The organism is Porphyromonas sp. HMSC065F10, assembly GCF_001808555.1.
Classification (GTDB): domain Bacteria; phylum Bacteroidota; class Bacteroidia; order Bacteroidales; family Porphyromonadaceae; genus Porphyromonas_A.
Genome location: NZ_KV793730.1, coordinates 87,138 through 106,915, shown reverse-complemented (window position 1 = coordinate 106,915; position 19,778 = coordinate 87,138). Strand labels below are relative to the sequence as shown.

The 19,778-nt window shown below is 46.1% G+C and carries 19 protein-coding genes and 3 pseudogenes; 19 read left to right on the top strand and 3 right to left on the bottom strand.

The window, feature by feature from the left end:
* The 3 genes and pseudogenes from HMPREF2890_RS00605 to HMPREF2890_RS00595 all read right to left on the bottom strand — a co-directional run.
* Nucleotides 1-1,240: pseudogene (locus HMPREF2890_RS00605) on the bottom strand (YWFCY domain-containing protein); the annotation flags it as partial.
* Between the two features lie 313 nt (nt 1,241-1,553).
* On the bottom strand, nt 1,554-2,837 hold the full coding sequence (gene mobB / locus HMPREF2890_RS00600; protein WP_070463972.1) for a conjugal transfer protein MobB: 1,284 nt from the start codon (nt 2,835-2,837) through the stop codon (nt 1,554-1,556).
* Entirely contained in the window at nt 2,837-3,214 is a 378-nt protein-coding gene (locus HMPREF2890_RS00595; protein ID WP_025883348.1) for a plasmid mobilization protein, read from the bottom strand. Before HMPREF2890_RS00595 ends, mobB begins: the two co-directional genes overlap by 1 nt.
* Before the next feature lie 584 nt (nt 3,215-3,798).
* Between HMPREF2890_RS00595 and HMPREF2890_RS00590 the strand changes: the two genes are divergently transcribed.
* From HMPREF2890_RS00590 to HMPREF2890_RS00500, 19 genes and pseudogenes are all read left to right on the top strand, one after another.
* Nucleotides 3,799-4,590, top strand: coding sequence for a ParA family protein (locus HMPREF2890_RS00590; protein WP_004330929.1), 792 nt, complete (start codon nt 3,799-3,801; stop codon nt 4,588-4,590).
* The gene (locus HMPREF2890_RS00585) at nt 4,587-5,114 is read left to right on the top strand and encodes a DUF3408 domain-containing protein (protein WP_004330935.1); all 528 of its coding nucleotides are present in this window, start codon (nt 4,587-4,589) and stop codon (nt 5,112-5,114) included. Before HMPREF2890_RS00590 ends, HMPREF2890_RS00585 begins: the two co-directional genes overlap by 4 nt.
* Nucleotides 5,111-5,866, top strand: coding sequence for a hypothetical protein (locus tag HMPREF2890_RS00580; protein ID WP_004330932.1), 756 nt, complete (start codon nt 5,111-5,113; stop codon nt 5,864-5,866). Before HMPREF2890_RS00585 ends, HMPREF2890_RS00580 begins: the two co-directional genes overlap by 4 nt.
* A 66-nt stretch (nt 5,867-5,932) precedes the next feature.
* A complete protein-coding gene (locus HMPREF2890_RS00575) occupies nt 5,933-6,238 on the top strand; it encodes a DUF4134 domain-containing protein (protein WP_004330933.1) in 306 nt (101 codons plus the stop codon).
* Nucleotides 6,238-6,564: a DUF4133 domain-containing protein gene (locus HMPREF2890_RS00570; protein ID WP_013760809.1), complete on the top strand. Its 327-nt coding sequence runs from the start codon at nt 6,238-6,240 to the stop codon at nt 6,562-6,564. Before HMPREF2890_RS00575 ends, HMPREF2890_RS00570 begins: the two co-directional genes overlap by 1 nt.
* Nucleotides 6,564-9,080 (top strand): TraG family conjugative transposon ATPase, encoded by a 2,517-nt coding sequence (locus HMPREF2890_RS00565; RefSeq protein WP_070464006.1) that lies wholly within the window; start codon nt 6,564-6,566, stop codon nt 9,078-9,080. Before HMPREF2890_RS00570 ends, HMPREF2890_RS00565 begins: the two co-directional genes overlap by 1 nt.
* Nucleotides 9,081-9,106: 26 nt before the next feature.
* Nucleotides 9,107-9,736, top strand: coding sequence for a DUF4141 domain-containing protein (locus HMPREF2890_RS00560; RefSeq protein ID WP_004330928.1), 630 nt, complete (start codon nt 9,107-9,109; stop codon nt 9,734-9,736).
* Nucleotides 9,737-9,768: 32 nt separating this feature from the next.
* On the top strand, nt 9,769-10,806 hold the full coding sequence (gene traJ, locus HMPREF2890_RS00555) for a conjugative transposon protein TraJ (protein WP_025884381.1): 1,038 nt from the start codon (nt 9,769-9,771) through the stop codon (nt 10,804-10,806).
* Nucleotides 10,807-11,168: 362 nt separating this feature from the next.
* On the top strand, nt 11,169-11,792 hold the full coding sequence (traK, locus tag HMPREF2890_RS00550) for a conjugative transposon protein TraK (RefSeq protein WP_004330615.1): 624 nt from the start codon (nt 11,169-11,171) through the stop codon (nt 11,790-11,792).
* Nucleotides 11,793-11,796: 4 nt separating this feature from the next.
* A complete protein-coding gene (locus HMPREF2890_RS00545) occupies nt 11,797-12,084 on the top strand; it encodes a hypothetical protein (protein WP_025884388.1) in 288 nt (95 codons plus the stop codon).
* Nucleotides 12,074-13,321: a conjugative transposon protein TraM gene (gene traM, locus HMPREF2890_RS00540; protein WP_070463970.1), complete on the top strand. Its 1,248-nt coding sequence runs from the start codon at nt 12,074-12,076 to the stop codon at nt 13,319-13,321. The genes HMPREF2890_RS00545 and traM overlap by 11 nt, the downstream gene beginning before the upstream one ends.
* 90 nt (nt 13,322-13,411) lie before the next feature.
* Nucleotides 13,412-13,717, top strand: a pseudogene (locus HMPREF2890_RS00535) (DUF4138 domain-containing protein); the annotation flags it as partial.
* Between the two features lie 561 nt (nt 13,718-14,278).
* Nucleotides 14,279-16,090 (top strand): reverse transcriptase/maturase family protein, encoded by a 1,812-nt coding sequence (locus HMPREF2890_RS00530; RefSeq protein ID WP_070463969.1) that lies wholly within the window; start codon nt 14,279-14,281, stop codon nt 16,088-16,090.
* Between the two features lie 106 nt (nt 16,091-16,196).
* Nucleotides 16,197-16,787, top strand: a pseudogene (gene traN / locus HMPREF2890_RS00525) (conjugative transposon protein TraN); the annotation flags it as partial.
* Nucleotides 16,787-17,368 carry a conjugal transfer protein TraO gene (locus tag HMPREF2890_RS00520; RefSeq protein WP_070463967.1) on the top strand — a complete coding sequence of 194 codons (582 nt, stop codon included), beginning with the start codon at nt 16,787-16,789 and terminating at the stop codon, nt 17,366-17,368. The pseudogene traN and the gene HMPREF2890_RS00520, both read left to right, overlap by 1 nt.
* 12 nt (nt 17,369-17,380) lie before the next feature.
* Nucleotides 17,381-17,827 (top strand): DUF3872 domain-containing protein, encoded by a 447-nt coding sequence (locus HMPREF2890_RS00515; RefSeq protein WP_044244442.1) that lies wholly within the window; start codon nt 17,381-17,383, stop codon nt 17,825-17,827.
* 153 nt (nt 17,828-17,980) lie between these two features.
* Nucleotides 17,981-18,421, top strand: a complete 441-nt coding sequence (locus HMPREF2890_RS00510) for a hypothetical protein (protein ID WP_070463965.1) — start codon at nt 17,981-17,983, stop codon at nt 18,419-18,421.
* Between the two features lie 9 nt (nt 18,422-18,430).
* A complete protein-coding gene (locus HMPREF2890_RS09135) occupies nt 18,431-18,880 on the top strand; it encodes a hypothetical protein (protein WP_070463963.1) in 450 nt (149 codons plus the stop codon).
* A 93-nt stretch (nt 18,881-18,973) separates the two neighbouring features.
* Nucleotides 18,974-19,600, top strand: a complete 627-nt coding sequence (locus HMPREF2890_RS00500; RefSeq protein ID WP_044244435.1) for a TetR/AcrR family transcriptional regulator — start codon at nt 18,974-18,976, stop codon at nt 19,598-19,600.
* Nucleotides 19,601-19,778 lie beyond the last annotated feature (178 nt).

Here is a 19,778-nt window from a genome sequence, read left to right as displayed (position 1 = left end):
TCTAGAGAGAAGTCATCGCCCGTCATCACCCAGTATAAGGCGGGAGAAATCATTCTTGACAAAGGAATCTTCGCTGATGCTATCTGCCCCTGTAACTGATCTTGAGCTCCACCCTCCCAAGCATCGAGAAAGGGAGAGAGATAGTTAGCAAGCTCGTCATATGAAGTCAGAATAGGGAATATTTGAGCGTAGGGACGATTGAGGAATTCAATAGCATGTGGAAAGGTGCAGTATTTTCCACCCTCATAGATTTTGAGAAACCAAATGATAGCTGCAAGCAAGATAATTGGAGACTCCACAAAGAAATCACCTTGCTTCTGAATCCACGAGCGGTTGAGATTAAGCATAATTGTATGTGCCGATTCGTACGCATCGGAGATGTCGCTCATAAAAGCAGGGTTAATCGGATTGCAACGATGACTCTTACGTGGGTCATCAAAGTTAATCACATAGAATTGGGGCTTCACCTCATAAGCATCAAGGTGATTTCGTAAGTGATTGTAAGCAATCTCCGATAGGTCTGGGAACTTGTAGTCATAGATGTACATCGCAAAGCCTTTCTCAATCTGCTGCTTGATGTAGTTATTCACGATGGCATACGACTTACCCGAACCGGGTGTGCCGAGTACCATTGAGGCACGGAAGGGATTGACTACGTTAATCCAACCCTTGTTCCATTTTTTCTTGTAGTAAAAGCGTGTCGGCAGATTGACCGAGTACTCGTTCTCCATCAGTCTCGTCTCTTGCATGAAACTCTCATTCTCTGTATTGAACACATCGTCCATAAGGTTGTTTTTCAGCAAGCGACTCATCCATACGCCAGCCATCAGCAGACAGATATACCCCACAGAGACTGTGAAGATGTAGAGCGAAGCTGCACCAACGACTCCAATCGGAAGTGCCAGCAGCCACCAATTGAGGAAGAATAGCACAAAGCCGATAGTCAGTACCGTCCAAATCTTAGCCCAAGTAATCTTCTCTTCCTTTACACCACGAGTTCCTAAGCAAGAAAGGGCAAGGAACAGCACACAAAAGAGCTTCGTCCAGAGAATTGAGGAGAAGAGCCCTGCTGTCCGTTGAAAGTTCATCAGAATCTTGTTGAGTACCGAGAGCGTCAAGCCCCAAGTGTGGAATGCTTCGTAGCAAACCAGTAGCAGTTGATGAGCAGGAACAGTACAGAGATCCCTCTCATAAAGTCCATAATCTTGCCCAATGCTCTCAAATCATCTTCTTGTGCCATAATTATCTGTTGTTTAATCGTTGTCTAATCACTATTTCATCAAAGTCAAATGCGTAGGCTTCGCTGCTTTCTCTTTTCACTGAACTGTATCTTCACAGAGAAAACAGTAGATACTTACGTGACCATTTTCTATTTTCCACGGAGGGGCGATCTATTTCCTCGGAAGTTTCATTCCATTCTTCCGAAGTTTGATTTCATTCTTCCGAACTATTACTCTGTCCTTCCGTGGAGATTTCTTTTTTCCTCCGTCTCTATTTCTGATTTCCTCCGTGAAGAGTGCGATGCCGTCTTATTTATCATACCCTGCCTTGACTTACCTCTTCCTTCGTCTGAGATGAACCTTGCTCTGCCTGCGAAGTTTCCGTTGCCAAGCCGCCTCTTTCCAATCATCATTGCTACTACCGAGTGGAAGGTCACCGACAATGTCATCTACCAGTTCATCAACAAGGTTGTCTCCCTCGTCCGCATCTGACTGTAACGGTTGAATAGTTGGGACTTCTTCTTTCAATTGAGAGGAAGAAATGCCATACAATGTTTCATCCATAAATGGATTGTAGGTCGGATTGGAGAGGTAGGCATTAAATGTATTGGCCGAGTAGCCCTTGCCTAGTCGGGAGCCATTGAGCGCAATGCCATTCGCATCGTCTATGAACGTAATACCATAGATACGCCCGCTCTCACTCTTTCGGATAACCATTCGCAAACCTTGCTCCTCCAATCGTTGTCGCAGTGCTTCCTCTGTCTGGGGAGAAGTACGCATTACTTGTAAAACTTTCTCCCTTACGGCTGGTATCAGTGGCTTGATAGCTTGCTTAGATTGTTGCATCCTATTCTGCACGGCTGTATAGCCCACACCACGACCTATCTCCGAGGCATGGATGGGTGTACTGACCTTATCGCCTTTATCATCAGTCGGTACATAGACCAGTCCATCGTACTTCTTCCCTCGAAACTCTGTTTTGACTTCTTCCACGGCAAGATTGTAGTGAGAAAGAATGGCATTGAGTTCTCCCAGCGAACAGAAGCGGTAATGCTTCAGAACAGAACGAGCTATAGATGCTACCTGCTCTTTGATATTTCCTTTTGCCATATCCACCTTTGAGAGCTCTTGTAGCGATTTATCTGTAATCTCTGTGCTGGGAATTAGATGGTACTTCTTCTCCAGCGCATCCGTAATTTTCTTGCTTCGTCTGCCTTCAAACTTGTCATTGATCTTTCGACCTTCACCATCTACCCTTAGCGATACGATGTGTATATGCTCACGGGCGATATCATTGTGCTTGAACACAATGTAGGGTTGCTTGCCATAGCCCAAAGCCTCCATATACTCCTTAGCTATCTGCGAGAGCGTTTCATCGGACAGCTTCTCATCTGGATGCGGATTGAGCGAGCAATGGAAGACCGTTTTCTTTGTTCGACACTTTTCGGGTATCAATGCTTGCATATCTGCAAGGACCTCCGACATCGTATATTCGCCGGCTCTGTTTTGGTACAAGCCATGTGCCAGTAGGAGTGTAGCTTCCTTCTTATTCACCTTCTTGAAGTTGTAGCCGAGTGCACCCCCGAGGTTCTCCGTTGCTGAAATCTTGGCAATCATTACTTGCGGTAATCAATGGTCAGAGAGATAGCCTGCTCCTGCAAAGCAATAATCTGAGCTGACAGTTGCTCTAGCTTCTCAAGCAGTATCTGAGCAGTCTTCACGCTATGATAGCTATTGATGGCTCGTACAGCTTGGTTATACAGCACGCCTATCTTATGTATCTGGGCAGTCAACTCGGAGAGCTTACGATAGTACTCTACAGCAGACTTATCTACCGTTATCACCTTGAAATGCTCTCCCAATATCCTTGCTCGCACGAAATCGGACTTCGTTTCCGCACCTGATTTATGGAACAAGTCAATCGCTCGTTGCTGGTCTTTCGGGTTGGGAAGACGCGTATCCCATCTGTCCCATCGTTCTATCTTTCCATTCATTGTTTTTATCCTTATCTAATTACGACTTTGGAGTAATTCTCTCCCCTTCGGGGCAAGGGTCTTTGTCGGCAGAAACGGAGTTTGTCGGACAAAGACACACCTTGCCAATATCAAGAAGTGATACGATGAAGTATCCACCCCACGGGGGTGTCTACTTCGGGGAGAAAAGCTCCACGACTTCTATCTGCCTGCAAAGTTACAGCGACCTTGTAACTAATTCACTATAAACGATATTCCTATGATTTCACTCCTTTTCCTCATACTTCACTAGAGGTTGAGACTTAGGTTAAGAGCTAGTTATTTTGCAACCAAAATCAGTCATGAGTTAAGTCAATCTTGAGTTAAGTCAAAACCTAACTCTTGAGCTAAGTCAATTTTGAGTTGAGTCAAGACCGAACTCTTGAGCTGAGTCAATTTTGAGTTAAGTCAAAACCCAACTCTTGAGCTAAGTCAATTTTGAGTTAAGTCAAAACCTAACTCTTGAGTTAAGTCAATAGTAAAGTTGAGCCCTAATTCTTGAGTCAGATTTAGAGTGAAACAATCGCCCCATAGGCTTATAACATAAGTAGTAACCAAAGAACGATATGGACAGACCAAACAACCGCCCGCTTTACTTAGGCTTCGCCTCTCAAAAGGGAGGAGTCGGTAAGAGTACGCTAGCCGAAGTGCTAGCATCTATTTTATACTACGAGAAGGATATCCCTCTTGTCGTAGTGGACTGCGATGGCACGCAGGAGTCATTTTTCAAGCTCCGAGAGCGTGACAGAGATCTTATTGGAACCTCCCCAGATATAGGGAAGGCACTCCACGAGCGACTTGCCCAATATGGGAAGAAGTCTTACCAGATTATCCGAAGTAATCTAGAGCAGGCAATAAGCAATACAGAGCAGTACTTGAGTAAAGCACCGATAGCTCCCCAACTCGTCATATTCGACTTCCCTGGTCATGTAGCTACCAGTGCTATGATGGAGCTATCCATTATGATGGACTATATCATCTCCCCCATAGAGGCGGACCCGCAATCGTTGGCATCAAGCTTTGCTTATGCCAAGACAATCCAAGAGCTAGGTGTAGGCTTTGCAGAGTCTCAAATCCAAGATCTCTTTTTGCTTTGGAACAAAGTAAATCGCAGTGCCAGCACTATGGTCATCGACCTGTTCAGTCAGCATGCCCAAGAGCAGGGCTTGAAGATCCTAGATGCTCGTATCTACCATTCCGTTCGCTTCAGTCGTGAGCTAGCTCAAGGGGGTGTCAAGGGAGTCTTTCGTTGCTCTTACCTACCTCCAGCTACCACGCTACGCCCTCAGACAGGTGTGGATGAATGGGTAGAAGAGGTGATGCAGAAACTAGGTCTACAAAAAGGTACAAGCGTATGAGCTCACTTAAAGAACAGCGAGAGCGACTGCTCCAAGCAAAGATGAGAGAGATGGCAAATATAGGGGTCACCAAGCGTACCGCAGATAATATCCCAGACTTTGATGAGCCGATAGATTTGGATGAAGAACCAACGCTTGAAGAGAATCCAACGCTTGAAGCGGAGTGTAATGCCGTCTCAGAGACCGAGGAGACAACAGCCTCTATTCCGACCACCTCTTCTCAAGCATCTCAGCGTCACAGCTCTAAAAAGAAGTCTACTCCTAGGAGTTGCTCATTGACATTAGAGTTTGCAGCGTACGAAGAGCGTTTCCTGACATCTGTACGAGACGGACGCAACAAGTCTGGCTTCAGCATTCATACAGAAGTGCTACAGCTACTTCGGAATGTGGTGAGTGACCTCCGTGTAGAGACCTCCATCACAAGCTATATTGAGAACATCATACTGGATCACTTGAAAACGCACCAGGAGCTATTGAACCAAATCGCCTCTCAGCGGAGACGAGATAAAACTATTGACCTATGATTGAAGAGACATTGAGATGCTTACTGCTCTTATTAGGGATTGTTTGGGTGATCTTTGGCATCACATATTGGCGGAGACTTTTGAACAGCTCCAAGCAAAACTCTATAAGAAAGGCTACAGCCAAGAAAGAGAAGACGGAAAAAGCAGACTCCAATCAAGAGCGTAAGGAGCTTGTGAGAGACGAATTAGTCGGCAAGAGCAAGCCTTTTGTTTCCTCATCTTTCCCAATGGTTCCTAAGAGTTCCTCGTCTGAAAAAGCGGTCGATAATCCCGCTACATTTGCAGAGTTAGATAGTGATAAATCAACTCCCAGAGATGACGCTACAGAGCCTTTAGAAGCGGAAAGCGAAACTATCCCTGAGGCAGAAAACGAGATACAAGTCGCTTACACAATGGAGGATCCAGATGAGGAGAGCATCCTGCGGGAGGAGTTACAGATTGCCAGCGAGGCACTGCCCGAACTCTCCCCGACCGCCATCCTAGCAAGAGATTTATCTCGTATTAGCCAATGGAGTAAGCAAGAGGATTCACTGACTAATGAAAATGAAGAGGAGGTGTGCCAGACGCTCCGCACCTTACGAGGAACGGAGCTTATGGATCGGCTCAAAGAGTATACGCTACAAGTGGAGGAAGCTCACCGCAATCTCTTTGCAGCCCTGCGGAAAGCTGAAGAGCTAGAAGAGGAACCCGCACCTTCCCAAGTAGAGGCAGAGGCGGGAGAAGAAGAAAAACCGCTCTCTTACTACTTGTAACCCAACAATAGAACAGCAAGATTATTCTTTAACAACTTGATATAACGACAGACAATGAACAGACGAATGATTAGCAAGGAACGCCTAGCGATGCTTGCCCTGACCTTGATGATGACAGGTGCGACAGCCTTTGCCCAAGGCAATGGTATGGCGGGCATCAACGAAGCGACCAAGATGGTCACTTCCTATTTTGACCCAGCCACCAAGCTCATCTATGCCATTGGGGCAGTGGTGGGCTTGATAGGCGGTGTCAAGGTGTACAATAAGTTTAGCTCAGGAGACCCCGATACGAGCAAGACAGCTGCAAGCTGGTTCGGAGCTTGTATCTTCCTCATCGTAGCTGCTACCATCCTGCGTAGCTTCTTCCTCTAATGGCTAGTTGGGAAGTAAATAAAGGAGTCGGTCGGACGGTGGAGTTCAAGGGCTTGAAGGCTCACTACCTCTTCTTATTTGCAGGAGGGTTACTGGGCATCTTCATCCTTGTAGTGATTCTCTATCTCTGTGGCATCAGTCAGATCATCTGCTTGGGCATAGGCGTAGTGGGTGCCACCGTTGTGGTGTGGCAAACGTTCGCCATGAATCGCAAGTATGGTCAATATGGATTGATGAAGCGAGGAGCTATAAGAAGACACCCGAGGTATCTCTTGAACCGCCGTTCGGTCTATCAGCTTTTTCACCAACTCAATAGCTCTAGATGATGAGAAACAGAAGCAAGATAACCACCTTAGAGTCAAAGTTCCCCTTGCTGAGTGTAGAGCATGGGTGCATTGTCAGTAAGGATGCTGATGTGACGGTTGCTTTTCGAGTGGAGCTACCCGAGCTTTTTACAGTCACATCTGCAGAGTATGAGACGATGCACTCTACTTGGCATAAAGCAATCAAGGTTCTACCCAACTTCACGATCGTCCACAAGCAAGATTGGTTCATCAAGGAGTGCTACCATACGACTTGCAAGCGTGGTCAAGAAAAGCCTTTGAGCTTTCTCGCTCGTGCCTCTGAGAGACACTTCAATGAGCGACCCTATCTAAACCATACCGTCTACCTCTTTATCACGAAGAGCAATAGACAGCGTATGGCACAGCAGAGTAACTTCTCAACGCTTTGTAGAGGTCATCTACTACCTAAAGAGATTACCAACGAGGAGGAGATGGTGAAGTTTATGGAGGCTGTGGATCAGTTCGAACGCATCATCAATGAATCCGAATTGATAAAGCTGGCTCGAATGAGCGAGGATGAGCTGGTTGGCTCTAGGGAGCAAGCTGCTCTATTAGATCGCTACTTCTCTCTATCAGATAGCAGGCACGGCACATTGGAGGATATACGTTTGGGAGCAGACCTTGTACGTGTGGGAGACAATATGCTGTGCCTACATACGCTCTCTGATACGGATGATCTACCCACTACGGTCAGTACCGATGGTCGCTATGAGCGATTATCAACAGACCGCTCAGACTGCCGCCTCTCCTTTGCCTCTCCAGTGGGGCTGATGCTCCCCTGCAACCATATCTACAATCAATACCTCTTCATTGAAGATAGCGAGGCTAACTTGCAGCGTTTTGAGAAGCAAGCTAGGAATATGCACTCTCTAGCACGCTACAGCCGTAGCAATCAAATCAACGAAGAGTGGATACAGGAGTATCTCAACACAGCACACTCTCAGGGACTCACCTCCATTAGAGCTCACTTTAATGTCTTGGCATGGAGTGACGATGAAGAGGAGCTACGACAAGTCAAGAATGATGTGGGTTCTGCCCTTGCCTTGATGGAGTGCCGTCCTAGACACAACACCATTGATACAGCGACCCTCTACTGGGCGGCTATCCCGGGTAATGCTGGTGACTTTCCCGCAGAAGAGTCTTTCTACGCTTTCATTGAGCCGGCTCTCTGTTTCTTCACGGCAGAGACCAACTACAAGGACTCGCTCTCACCCTTTGGGATTAAGATGGCAGACAGATTATCAGGAAAGCCGATACATCTTGACATATCTGATCTGCCGATGAAGCAAGGAATCATTACCAACCGCAACAAGTTTATCTTGGGACCTTCCGGCAGTGGTAAGAGTTTCTTTACGAACCATATGGTACGACAATATTACGAGCAGGGGGCACATGTCCTCTTGGTCGATACGGGTAACTCGTATCAAGGGTTGTGCGAACTAATCCATCGTAAGACAAAGGGGGAGGATGGAGTCTACTTCACCTACACCCATGACCATCCTATCTCCTTCAATCCTTTTTATACGGATGACAAGTTCTTTGATGTAGAGAAGCGGGAGAGTATCTGCACCCTACTAATGACGCTTTGGAAGAGTGCCGATGAGCGGGTCACCAAGACTGAGGCTGGAGAGCTGGGCTCTGCTGTCAATGCCTATATCGAACTCATCTGCTCAGATGCTAGTATTGTCCCGAACTTCAATAGCTTCTACGAATACCTTAGAGATGTCTATCGTAAGGATATGGAGCAACGAGATATCAAGGTGACGCTCTCAGACTTCAATATCAATAACCTTCTGACTACGCTCAAGCAGTACTACAAAGGTGGGCGTTACGACTTCCTACTGAACTCGGATAAGAACATAGACCTGCTCTCTAAACGGTTTATCGTCTTCGAGATTGACCAAGTGAAGGACAATAAAGACCTCTTCCCCGTGGTGACCATTATCATCATGGAAGCCTTTATCAATAAGATGCGCCGACTGAAAGGTATCCGCAAGATGATCCTCATCGAGGAGGCCTGGAAGGCGATTGCTTCGGAGAATATGGCGGACTACATTAAGTATCTCTACAAGACGGTCAGAAAGTATTTCGGAGAGGCTATTGTGGTGACGCAGGAGGTAGACGATATCATCTCTTCACCCGTAGTGAAGGAGAGTATCATCAACAACTCTGACTGCAAGATCCTACTAGACCAGCGTAAGTACATGACCAAGTTTGATGGCATCCAGGCGATGCTGGGTCTATCCGAAAAGGAGAAGAGCCAAATCCTCTCAATCAATCAGAACAACGATCCTCACCGACTTTACAAAGAGGTGTGGGTCGGGCTGGGAGGTATGCAGAGTGCCGTCTATGCTACAGAGGTGAGTATGGAGGAGTATCTCACCTATACGACAGAGGAGCGAGAGAAGCTGGAAGTCATGCAACGTGCGGAGCAGCTGGGAGGAGACATTGAGTCGGCCATCCGACAACTCGCCATAGAGAAAAGAGATAAGCAATAATAGTAACGATCAAATACCTAGTGACAATGAAAAAGTATCTGCTGATGGCTCTCTTTGCAATGAGCCTATTTATCCCTCAAGCTCACGCTCAGTGGGTGGTTACCGACCCTGGGAACTTTGCTGGCAACATAGCTAACTCCATTAAGGAGATTGCCACCGCCTCGAAGACGGTCAAAAACACGCTAAGTGGTTTTAAGGAGGTGGAGAAACTGTACAACGACACCAAGAAGTACTACGATGCACTCAAGCAGGTGAACAACCTTATAGGCGATGCTTACAAGGTGAAGGAGTGCATCCTAATGGTGGGAGACATATCAGAGATCTATGTAACCTCCTACAAGAAGATGCTAGCGGACCCAAACTTCCGCCCCACAGAGCTAGCTGCTATGGCTGCTGGCTATGCCAAGCTTTTGGAACTGAGTGGCGAGAGTCTTAAAGAGCTCAAGTCTGTAGCTAAGAGCAAGGTGTTCTCGATGAATGATAGCGAGCGTATGCAGATGATAGACCGCATCTATACGACACTACGTGAGTATCGATCGATTGTTTCTTACTACACCCGAAAGAATATCTCCGTGAGTTATGTACGTGCTCACGAGAAGAATGATCTGGCATCGGTCAAAGCGCTTTATGGAAATCCAGAGAGCCGATATTGGTAAGACCATCTACGTAAAGATAGCCGTTAGGATCTATGGACTTTGCATCACTACATGAATTACTCCGCTCCACCTATCAGGAGATGATGCCTCTCTGTGGAGAGATGACGGGCATTGCCAAAGGGATTGCGGGATTAGGAGCGCTCTTCTATGTAGCCGTCAGGGTGTGGTCTTCGTTGTCTCGTGCCGAGCCGATTGACCTTTTCCCCTTACTGAGACCTTTTGTGCTGGGCTTCTGTATTATGTTCTTCCCAACGATTGTGCTGGGTACGATGAATACGATTCTCTCTCCTGTAGTACAAGGTACAGAGCGAATGGTCAATAAGCAGACGGTACAACTAGACAAGTTGATCGCTAAGCGTGACAAACTACAAGAGGCTGCCTATCTCCGTAACCCCGAGACGGCTTACTTGGTTTCCAATGAAGCTTTTGACCAAAAGATAGAGGAGATGGGGATCATCGGGCCGAGCGATGCGGTGACCATCGCTGGAATGTATGCCGAGCGTGCTGCTTACAAAACAAAGCAGTGGCTGATGAAGCAACTCCATGACCTCATAGAGTTGCTATACCATGCAGCTGCTCTGATTATTGATACGCTCCGGACCTTCTTTCTTATTGTGCTGAGCATACTGGGACCAATCGTCTTTGGTATTGCGGTTTGGGATGGCTTGTCGGGGTCGCTTACAGCTTGGTTCTCACGCTACATATCGGTCTATCTGTGGCTACCCGTGAGCTCTGTCCTCTCTGCTCTCCTCACAAAGATACAGGTGTTGATGGTGCAGAAGGATATTGCAGCATTGAGTGACCCCAACTATCTGCCTGACTCGGGTAGCTGGTACTACATTGTCTTCTTTCTGATTGGTATCGTGGGGTACTTCTGTGTTCCTACGGTAGCGGGCTGGATTATAGAGGCTGGTGGTGGTATCGGGGCATACGGACGCAATGTCAATCAGACGGCGCAACGAGGTGCTCAGGGTGCCTATACGGGAGGTAAGGCAGTAGCTGGTGCCACTGGATCTATAGCTGGTAACGTAGGCGGACGTATCAAAGGGGCTCTTATCAAGGGCAAATAGCGTCCCTTCAGCCGAAGGGTGGCTATGACACGCTTGATGAGGATGCGATGACCACGTGACGGTCGTATGACGGTCAGGTGGGTAGGATTAGCTCCTCCTATGTGCGTCAATGTAGCAGCTGGGGAAGTAATCGTAGTGCCTGCCGTGTGGCACTACAGTTTCCTACCCATGGCACTGGAGTTTCCTGCCTATGAAACTAGAGTTTCTTACCTATGAAACGGCAGTTTCCTCCGTATGAAACTGCAGTGCCAAGTGGGGTTGGCACTAGAGTTTCACCCGTATGGCACTACAGTGCCAAGGCGCATTGGCACTAGACTACCCCTCAGAAGTTTTTAGATATAAGACAATTAGAATAATGGAATATGGAATTCAAATCACTCACAAACATAGAGACCTCTTTCAAGCAGATTAGGCTCTACGCTATCATCTTTGCGATAGTCTGTATAGCGGTCAGTAGCTATGCGGTCTATGCTTCGTACAGCTTTGCTAAGAAGCAGCGTGAGAAGGTGTACGTACTGGACCAAGGGAAGTCTCTGATGCTGGCTCTGAGCCAAGACGCTTCGATGAACCGCCCAGTGGAGGCTCGAGAGCATGTAAGACGCTTTCACGAGCTTTTCTTCACGATTGCGCCCGACAAGGATGCTATCGAGAAGAATATGGAGCGTGCTTTCCAACTATGCGACAAGTCCGCCTTTAACTACTACAAGGATCTAGCGGAGAAGGGGTACTACAATCGAGCTATCTCGGGCAATGTCAACCAACGTATAGAGATTGACTCCATACGGTGTGACTTTGACTCTTATCCCTACGAAGTAACCACCTTTGCTCGGCAGTTTATTATCCGACAGAGCAATGTCACGGAGCGGAGCTTGGTGACTAGTTGCTCGCTACAAAACTCAGTTCGCTCGGACAACAATCCGCAAGGGTTTCTGATGGAGCACTTCCTCGTACGAGAGAATCGTGACATCCAAACTTACAAGCGATAAGACTATGAAGCGGAGAAGTAGACCTACCCTCAGAAGAAGCTATTTGAGAGGGCAGGTACGGTTAAGAGAGCGGTGCAATATGCTAACGAACAGACAGCGACAGATTATTGTCTACGGACTAAGTTTCGTCTACCTAGTCTGCTCAATCTGGATGGTGGCACAGTTCTTCCTCCCGCACCGTGAGGAGATGCCACCTATCCCTATGGGAGAGCTGGTGGACAGCCCGATACAGAGGGATACAACCTACGTCAAGAGAATGGAACATTTAGTGATTAGTAACTATGGAGCATAAACAGAAAGAACAATTGAAGAAGGTGTTAGTCTTCGCAGGGCTTGGGATTATCTTTGCCCTTGCTATGTGGTTTATATTTGCACCCGCCACTAAGGAGCAAACGGACGCTGGTGAAGGGTTGAATGACAACATACCACAAGCTACGACCGAAAAGCTTACGGAGAATAAACTCAAAGCCTATGAACTAGTTGACCATACAACTCAAGAGGAGCAAGCTCGTGAGGAGGTGGGGAGACTGGCGGAGTACTTTCAGCAGGAGGGAAACTCGTCTGAGAGCGACCCGCAGGAGGCGGTCGTTGGCAATAAGATTGAGTCTTCGATGCAACGCTACGAGGAGAACAACCGTTTGCTAGCGGACTTCTACGGCTCTGACCCTTATGAGGAGGAGCGAGAAGCTATGCAACAGGAGATTGATGACCTCAGACGTGAACTGCACGAGCTTAGCCAACAAGACGATGACGAGGAAGCTAAGCAACTAGCTCTTATGGAGAAGAGCTACCAAATGGCGGCTAAGTACTTGCCCGCAGCTGGTGCCTCTTCTGCCCATGGAGCTATGCCTATGGGTGAGCAGTCTCAGATGGTCTCTCCGCCTAGCGATGGAGCTACCAAGGACGAGGCTCCCATGGAGATAATAGCTGACCACAAGCCGTTGGTCTCAGCACTGGACCAGCCAATGAGTGACGAGGAGTTTATGGAGATGTACGGAGCTAAGGAGCGGAATATGAGTTTTCATTCGCTCTCTAATAGCTCCGCACTCTCTGGCGAGCGCAATACCCTTTGCGTAGTGGTGGACAAAACAACGACCCTCAAAGAGGGTGACTACGTTGCTCTTCGCCTACTGGAGACCGCTCGCGTGCAGCAAACATCAATCCCGAAGCATAGTATCTTGATGGCACAAGCTAAGATAGATGGCAACCGAATGCAGCTACTGATTAAGAGCATAGAGGTGAATGGTCGCATTCTGCCGGTCAAACTATCTGCCTATGATACAGACGGACAGATGGGAGTCTATATTCCTGGCTCTGATGAGGTGTCAGCGCTCAAGGAGATGGGGGCAAATGTCGGGGGATCGATGGGAACCTCTTTCACCTTTTCCTCATCGGCTAAAGACCAAATCATCTCCGAGGTGACTAGAGGAGTAATGCAGGGAGCTGGACAACTACTACAGAAGAAGCTCCGCACGATTAAGGTGACGCTTAAAGGGGGATATAGACTATTCCTTGTACAGACGAAGTAAGCTTTTAGAACTCTAACAATAACAACTGATATACTTATGAAGAAATGGATTTTATCTATCGTAGTTTGTGCTACGATAACGCTCCCCGCTATGGCACAACAAGTGGAGGAAAACAATCAACTACTGAGTAGCGGAGACCTTTACCAAGGGATGAGTCGATCGATTCCGAATGGGCGGGTCGTATTGCCCTACGGGCTGGAGGTCACGTTTGAAAAGACGGTGCATCTCATCTTTCCTGCAGCTATACGTTATGTAGACCTCGGGTCGCAAAACATTATTGCTGGGAAAGCTGACGATGCGGAGAATGTGCTGCGTGTAAAGGCTGCCGTCCGTGAGTTTGAGACGGAGACCAATATGAGTGTCATCTGTGAGGATGGCTCATTCTACGCATTCAGTGCGCCCATAATAGGGGCTTGATAATAATCACTTTGGCAAGTGATTAGGTTAGTATTCCAATTTATAAACCTATCCCATACCGACTTATCCGAATGGGAAACCAAACGGGGAGTGAAGCATGTCGGTAATGCGATAAGTCAGTTAATTGCTAAACTGCGACTGAATTGCTATGGGAAAAGACAGACACAAGGATGAAGCCTGATTGGTTGAACAATAGTCCTATGACTAATGTAGAGGTGGCAACGGAAAGCAGTTACATACGTTGCCTCGCAGTACCCACGCTTATTGAATGGAGTGATGGGCAAGGAATTTACTGCGACATATCCGTCAGAGAACGGAAAAGGATGTACGTTGCATCCGACAGTCTGTCAAGCCAAGTTATCAAGACCACTAAATGGGGATTGCCTACACGGAGATGCCGAAAGGCTATGAGCATAGGCTCTGAAAACTCCGCATGGCAACGGAGTTCCCGTAGTAGTCTGAGCGTGGGAAAGCCACGTACATGGCAAAGGGGAACAGCTCGGTAATTTTAATATTGTCAAACGATAACGTGTGAGACGTATGAGAAATCCAGAGACCATATTAAACAGTTTATCTGCACATAGCAAAGATGTGCATTACAAGTACGAAAGGTTGTACCGCATCCTATTCAATGAACAAATGTTTTATGTAGCCTACCAGCGCATTTATGCGAAACCGGGCAACATGACACCTGGTTCAGACGGCAAGACCATTGACGGAATGAGTGTTGATAGAATAGGACATCTGATAGCTGCGCTAAAGGATGAAAGTTACATGCCAACGCCTGCCCGAAGAGTCTATATACCTAAAAAGAATGGGAAGAAAAGACCATTGGGCATCCCATCAATTGAAGACAAGATGGTGCAAGAGGTCGTTAGACTTATTCTTGAAGCTGTCTATGAGGGGCATTTTGAGAACACCTCGCATGGATTCAGACCAAGAAGAAGCTGTCATACGGCTTTGCGTTCCATCCAAACTCTTTTCACTGGTGCGAATTGGTTTATCGAAGGTGACATCAAAGGATTCTTCGACAATATTGACCACCATATTCTGATTGAAACTCTTCGTGAGCGCATATCAGATGAAAGATTTCTTCGACTGATATGGAAATTCCTAAAGGCAGGCTATATCGAAGATTTTACATTTCACAAGACGTATTCGGGAACTCCTCAAGGAGGGATAATAAGTCCTATCTTGGCTAATATATACCTTGATAAGTTCGACAAATACATGCGTGAATATGCGGAATCTTTTGACAAGGGTAAGAAAAGGCGGGAAAACCCACTCCACGCAAGTTATAGTCGAAAGGCTGTAAGATTACGCAAGGCTATCCGAAACGCCACTGATGAAGACACGAAACGTGAGTTGCTGACACAACTGAAAGAGATGGAAGCAAAGACACGGAGAGTGCCGGCATCTATGGCAATGGATAGTAACTACAAGAGACTTAAATATATCAGATATGCCGATGACTTTCTAATCGGTGTAATTGGTAGTAAAGCAGATTGCGCAAGAATGAAAGAGGACTTTACAAACTTCATGAGAGACAAGCTAAAACTTGAATTATCCGAAGAAAAGACCTTAATCACTAATGCACAGGATTCTGCAAAGTTTCTTGGGTATGAAATCTCTATCAGAAAATCCGAGGCCATGAAGCGAAATAAGCTGGGATGGTTGAAGAGACCGTTCAGCGGACGCATAATGCTGACTCTGCCTATTGCCACAGTCCAAAAGAAATTATTGGAACTGAAAGCAATGGAACTTAGGGTAATCAATGGAAAGGAAATTTGGTATGCCATGCCACGCAATTACCTGACCAAAGAAGACCCTGCTACAATCTGCGCACGCTATACAACTGAAATCAGAGGTTTGTACCAATATTATAGGATTGCGGACAACATCTCTTATGCAGGAAGTAAATTCGGTTACATAATGCGATATAGTTTCTGCAAAACTTTGGCAAAGAAACTAAATTCATCAACTGCCAAGGTTATACGAAAGTACAGAAGAGACCATGACTTGGCGATACCCTACCAAGCAAAGAAAGGAGAAACCAAGTTCCGAATATTCTATAATGATGGCTTTGCGAGGCAAGAGCCGGACAAAGACGCAACCTGCGATAATCTACCTAACACATTTGTACTTCCTTTCCCTACTCTTGCGGAGAGACTTATGGAGCGCAAATGTGAATTGTGTGGAGCAACCAATGTCAAGACCATAATGTATCAAGTCCGTAAACTCAGAGGTATAAATACCGATACTGAATGGCACCGACTGATGATTAAGAAATGGCGTAAGACATTGGCTGTATGCAAACATTGTAATGCAAAAATTCATGCCCATGACAAATAAACTGATATTACCAGTGGAGAGCCGTATGCAGGGAGACTTGCACGTACGGTTCGGGGGCAGGCCATGGGAAACCTACCACCGAAAGGTGGCAAGGCGCCCATTGCCGAGCCTACATGTGAAGTATGCGGATGAACCAGAGAAGCTCAGCATGGAGATGAAGGACTTTCTAGCTCCTACGGAGGGAAGACTGCCGAGCAATCGTGCGGACATCTACTTCAAAGAGCTGGGAAGTGAGTCGCCCATATTGGTTAAGCTGATTATGAAGAGCATTTACCAAAATGATAAGCGAATTATCAAGCATGTTGGGGCAAAGCAATTCGGGATGCGCTTCCTACTTCGTGGCTTATATGCCCACAATGGGTTGCTTTACTTCCACGTCCGTATGGATAATGAGTCTAATATGCCGTATGCGGTGGACTTTATCACGTTCAAGGTGGTGGACAAGAAGGTGGCGAAGCATACAGCTATACAGGAGCGAATACTACAACCACTACGTGCCTTTCATCAGGTAATGTGGATTGGGGCGGGACGCTCTGAGAGAATAGTCTTTGCTTTGGAGCAGTTCACACTATCGGAGGATAAGCAACTTGAAGTGACGCTTTACGAGCGAAACGGGAGTCGCACGCTCACTTTCTATGTGGAGCCTGAAGACCTTTTGCTCACTAAGAAGATTGACAACCTTAAACTGAAGTGGTGATGAAGAAATGGTTATCTATGATGGTCTGCGTGATGGTGGCTATGACTGCTGCTATGCCATCGTACGCACAGCGACTAATCCCTAGGCAAAATAGCGTTGAGCTGGTCGGCTCTATTCCGATTATCAAGGGGGAGAGACTATTCGCAAAGGAGAGCTTTGGGGTAGGTCTTGCATTCGCACACTACTTCAAGCGGGCGAACTACGCTTTTCTCTTGGCGGAGTATGAGCAGCAAGGGTTGACTTATCGCTCTTACAATGTTCCACTGCGTGATGCGCTACTGCATTTCGGCTATATGCACCCGATGCTCTCAGATCGGGGAAAGAATGTCTTTGGCTACTTGGGGCTATCCGCTCTCTGCGGTTATGAAGAGCTAAACGAGGATAAACGGTTGCTACCCGATGGGGCTACACTCCTGGATCGGTCTCGCTTTACTTATGGTGGAGCGATACATAGCTCGGTGGAACTGTTCCTTACTGACAATCTGCTCTTCGTCCTCAAAGCTCAAGGGCGACTGCTCTTCGGCTCTGACCTGCATCGTTTTCGGCCTGCTATCTCAGCAGGATTCAAGTTCAATATCTAACTACTAACAACAATGAAAAAGTTCCTAGTGAATACGATATGGGCTGTGGGAGGGATTGCCCTCGCCCTCTTTTGTCTATCTGCTTGTGCTCGTGAGCTGGATGTGCAGCAGGCTTACGACTTCTCGCTTGAAGTGATGCCTGTGCAGAACTCCATAGCTAAGGGGGAAACGGCTGAAATACGCTGTAGTCTCAAAAGAAGTGGTCGCTTTGCCAATACGCAATACACGATCCGTTACTTCCAGCCGGATGGCAAGGGTTGCTTGAAGATGGATGATGGCACTGTATTCAAACCGAATGACCGCTATCCGCTCACGAGAGATGCCTTCCGTCTCTATTATACCTCACGCTCTACCGACCGACAAACGATTGACATCTACGTGGAGGACAACTTCGGACAGCTTCAGCAACGGACTTTCAACTTCAACAATGAAGATACGAGCAAGCGTTTAAGTAGTTAAGAGGGTGTAAGTAATAGCATTGCGTTTAGTTTTGTGTAGTCGCAATATACTGAAATACATCAACATACAAAAACATAACATCAAAATGATAGTTATCAAAATGTTTTACGTACCTTTGTAGCCGACAAGTATTAATCATAACTAGAATAAGCAATGAAAGTAAGCAAACTATCTTTTGGCGCACTAGGCATTTTGGCTTGTTTGTTCTCAACGGTGTTCATACTCAGTTCTTGCAAGCCAGATTTGTCTGAAAGAGATTTTGTGTTGTCTCAAAAAAGAGACAATAGACTTATAGGCTCTTGGAAATACATATACTCCTCCCCCGAAGATAACGATATCCTAATTAAGGAATACACTTCAGCCGGAGAGGTAAGAAGGTATGACAATGGCGAATTGTTTTTCCTAAAGTACTATTTCTACACCAAGGATAATATCTTGTATGAGTTTGAATTGGGTGATGGATTCAAGAGATCTAATTGGACACGGGAGTATGAATATCGCTTCTCGGAGGATGAAAATATGCTCTATATTAAAGAACGAGATTGCTCAATAGAGTATAAATGGCAACGGGTTGTCAACTCGCAGCAGAAATAAAACTTCATAATGTACTGTGATATGGTTAGCAAACTATCTTTTGGTGCATTAGGCATTTTAGCTTGTTTATTCTCAACGGTTTTCATACTCAGTTCTTGCAAGCCAAATCTGTCTGAAAGAGATTTTGTCTTGTCTCAAAAAAGAGACAATAGACTTATAGGCTCTTGGAAATACATATACTCCTCCCCCGAAGATAACGATATCCTAATTAAGGAATACACTTCAGCCGGAGAGATTAAGCGGTATAACAATGGCAAATTGTTTTTCCTAAAGTACTATTTCTACACCAAGGATAATATCTTGTATGAGTTTGAATTGGGTGATGGATTCAAGAGATCTAATTGGACACGGGAGTATGAATATCGCTTCTCAGAGGATGAAAATATGCTCTATGTTAAAGAACGAGGTGGCTCAATAGAGAATAAATGGCAACGGATTGTCAACTCGCAGCAGAAATAAAACTTCAGATTGAAAGTTTTTCTCGCTAACTTTGTTGGGAGGAGTATGACATACTCCTCCCAACTGTGTATATGACCCATATAACAAGATAATATGTCAAGACGAACTAACAAAGAAATAGAACAAAGTATTTACCAAGCCGCAGGCAAAATTGCGGTAAAGAAAGGAGTCGAGCACATCTCTTTGAGATCTGTGGCTGAAGAAGCAGAGATGGATATAGGTGTCTTGAATAGGAGGTTTAAAGATGACGACGATTTAATTAGGGAATACACAAAACGCTATGACTTCTTTATTAATGACCTACTAGTATCGGTTAATCCAGATGAGTTTACATCTCCGCGTTCCTATTTTGAAAGTCTCGCAAACGTCTTTGTCAAGCAATTGCATCGAAATAAAGAGATGCAGGCAATAATGCGATGGGAGATGTCGTACGATACAGCTTTAACAAGAAGAAGTGCTAGAAAACGAGATGAACTCTTATCAGAAGTCTTACCTCAAATTTCCTCAAGGATTTCGCCTTCATATGGATGTGACCCAAACGCTATCCTTGCAGTTCTAGTCGCTGGAATGTACTACATAGTATTAAGAGAGAATAGGTCTTCTTTTTGCGGAATAGTATTTAACAGCAAAGAAGGTCGGAAGACCCTTTCAGAGGCACTAAGTATCATTATAGCCCCATTTTTAGAGGACAGCAGTACTTCATCGCGTTCTCTTGATTAAGCCGACAAGTATTTTGTGTACGGTGAGGAAGGAGTTTTGCGAAACTAGATAGGAGATTGTTCGTAGTAACCCGAAGACTTATCACACAGTCTCAATAGCCTTGAAAACGTCCGTCTGTGCGCAAAAAGAAAGACTGATAAAATGAGATGAGCTAGTAGCGTGGACGTTATCAAACGTA

Bases quoted from the DNA above. Each gene is read 5' to 3' on its own strand.
- mobB (WP_070463972.1), bottom strand. From the start codon at position 2,837: ATGATTGCCAAGATTTCAGCAACGGAGAACCTCGGGGGTGCACTCGGC.
- HMPREF2890_RS00595 (WP_025883348.1), bottom strand. From the start codon at position 3,214: ATGAATGGAAAGATAGAACGATGGGACAGATGGGATACGCGTCTTCCC.
- HMPREF2890_RS00590 (WP_004330929.1), top strand. From the start codon at position 3,799: ATGGACAGACCAAACAACCGCCCGCTTTACTTAGGCTTCGCCTCTCAA.
- HMPREF2890_RS00585 (WP_004330935.1), top strand. From the start codon at position 4,587: ATGAGCTCACTTAAAGAACAGCGAGAGCGACTGCTCCAAGCAAAGATG.
- HMPREF2890_RS00580 (WP_004330932.1), top strand. From the start codon at position 5,111: ATGATTGAAGAGACATTGAGATGCTTACTGCTCTTATTAGGGATTGTT.
- HMPREF2890_RS00575 (WP_004330933.1), top strand. From the start codon at position 5,933: ATGATTAGCAAGGAACGCCTAGCGATGCTTGCCCTGACCTTGATGATG.
- HMPREF2890_RS00570 (WP_013760809.1), top strand. From the start codon at position 6,238: ATGGCTAGTTGGGAAGTAAATAAAGGAGTCGGTCGGACGGTGGAGTTC.
- HMPREF2890_RS00565 (WP_070464006.1), top strand. From the start codon at position 6,564: ATGAGAAACAGAAGCAAGATAACCACCTTAGAGTCAAAGTTCCCCTTG.
- HMPREF2890_RS00560 (WP_004330928.1), top strand. From the start codon at position 9,107: ATGAAAAAGTATCTGCTGATGGCTCTCTTTGCAATGAGCCTATTTATC.
- traJ (WP_025884381.1), top strand. From the start codon at position 9,769: ATGGACTTTGCATCACTACATGAATTACTCCGCTCCACCTATCAGGAG.
- traK (WP_004330615.1), top strand. From the start codon at position 11,169: ATGGAATTCAAATCACTCACAAACATAGAGACCTCTTTCAAGCAGATT.
- HMPREF2890_RS00545 (WP_025884388.1), top strand. From the start codon at position 11,797: ATGAAGCGGAGAAGTAGACCTACCCTCAGAAGAAGCTATTTGAGAGGG.
- traM (WP_070463970.1), top strand. From the start codon at position 12,074: ATGGAGCATAAACAGAAAGAACAATTGAAGAAGGTGTTAGTCTTCGCA.
- HMPREF2890_RS00530 (WP_070463969.1), top strand. From the start codon at position 14,279: ATGAGAAATCCAGAGACCATATTAAACAGTTTATCTGCACATAGCAAA.
- HMPREF2890_RS00520 (WP_070463967.1), top strand. From the start codon at position 16,787: ATGAAGAAATGGTTATCTATGATGGTCTGCGTGATGGTGGCTATGACT.
- HMPREF2890_RS00515 (WP_044244442.1), top strand. From the start codon at position 17,381: ATGAAAAAGTTCCTAGTGAATACGATATGGGCTGTGGGAGGGATTGCC.
- HMPREF2890_RS00510 (WP_070463965.1), top strand. From the start codon at position 17,981: ATGAAAGTAAGCAAACTATCTTTTGGCGCACTAGGCATTTTGGCTTGT.
- HMPREF2890_RS09135 (WP_070463963.1), top strand. From the start codon at position 18,431: ATGTACTGTGATATGGTTAGCAAACTATCTTTTGGTGCATTAGGCATT.
- HMPREF2890_RS00500 (WP_044244435.1), top strand. From the start codon at position 18,974: ATGTCAAGACGAACTAACAAAGAAATAGAACAAAGTATTTACCAAGCC.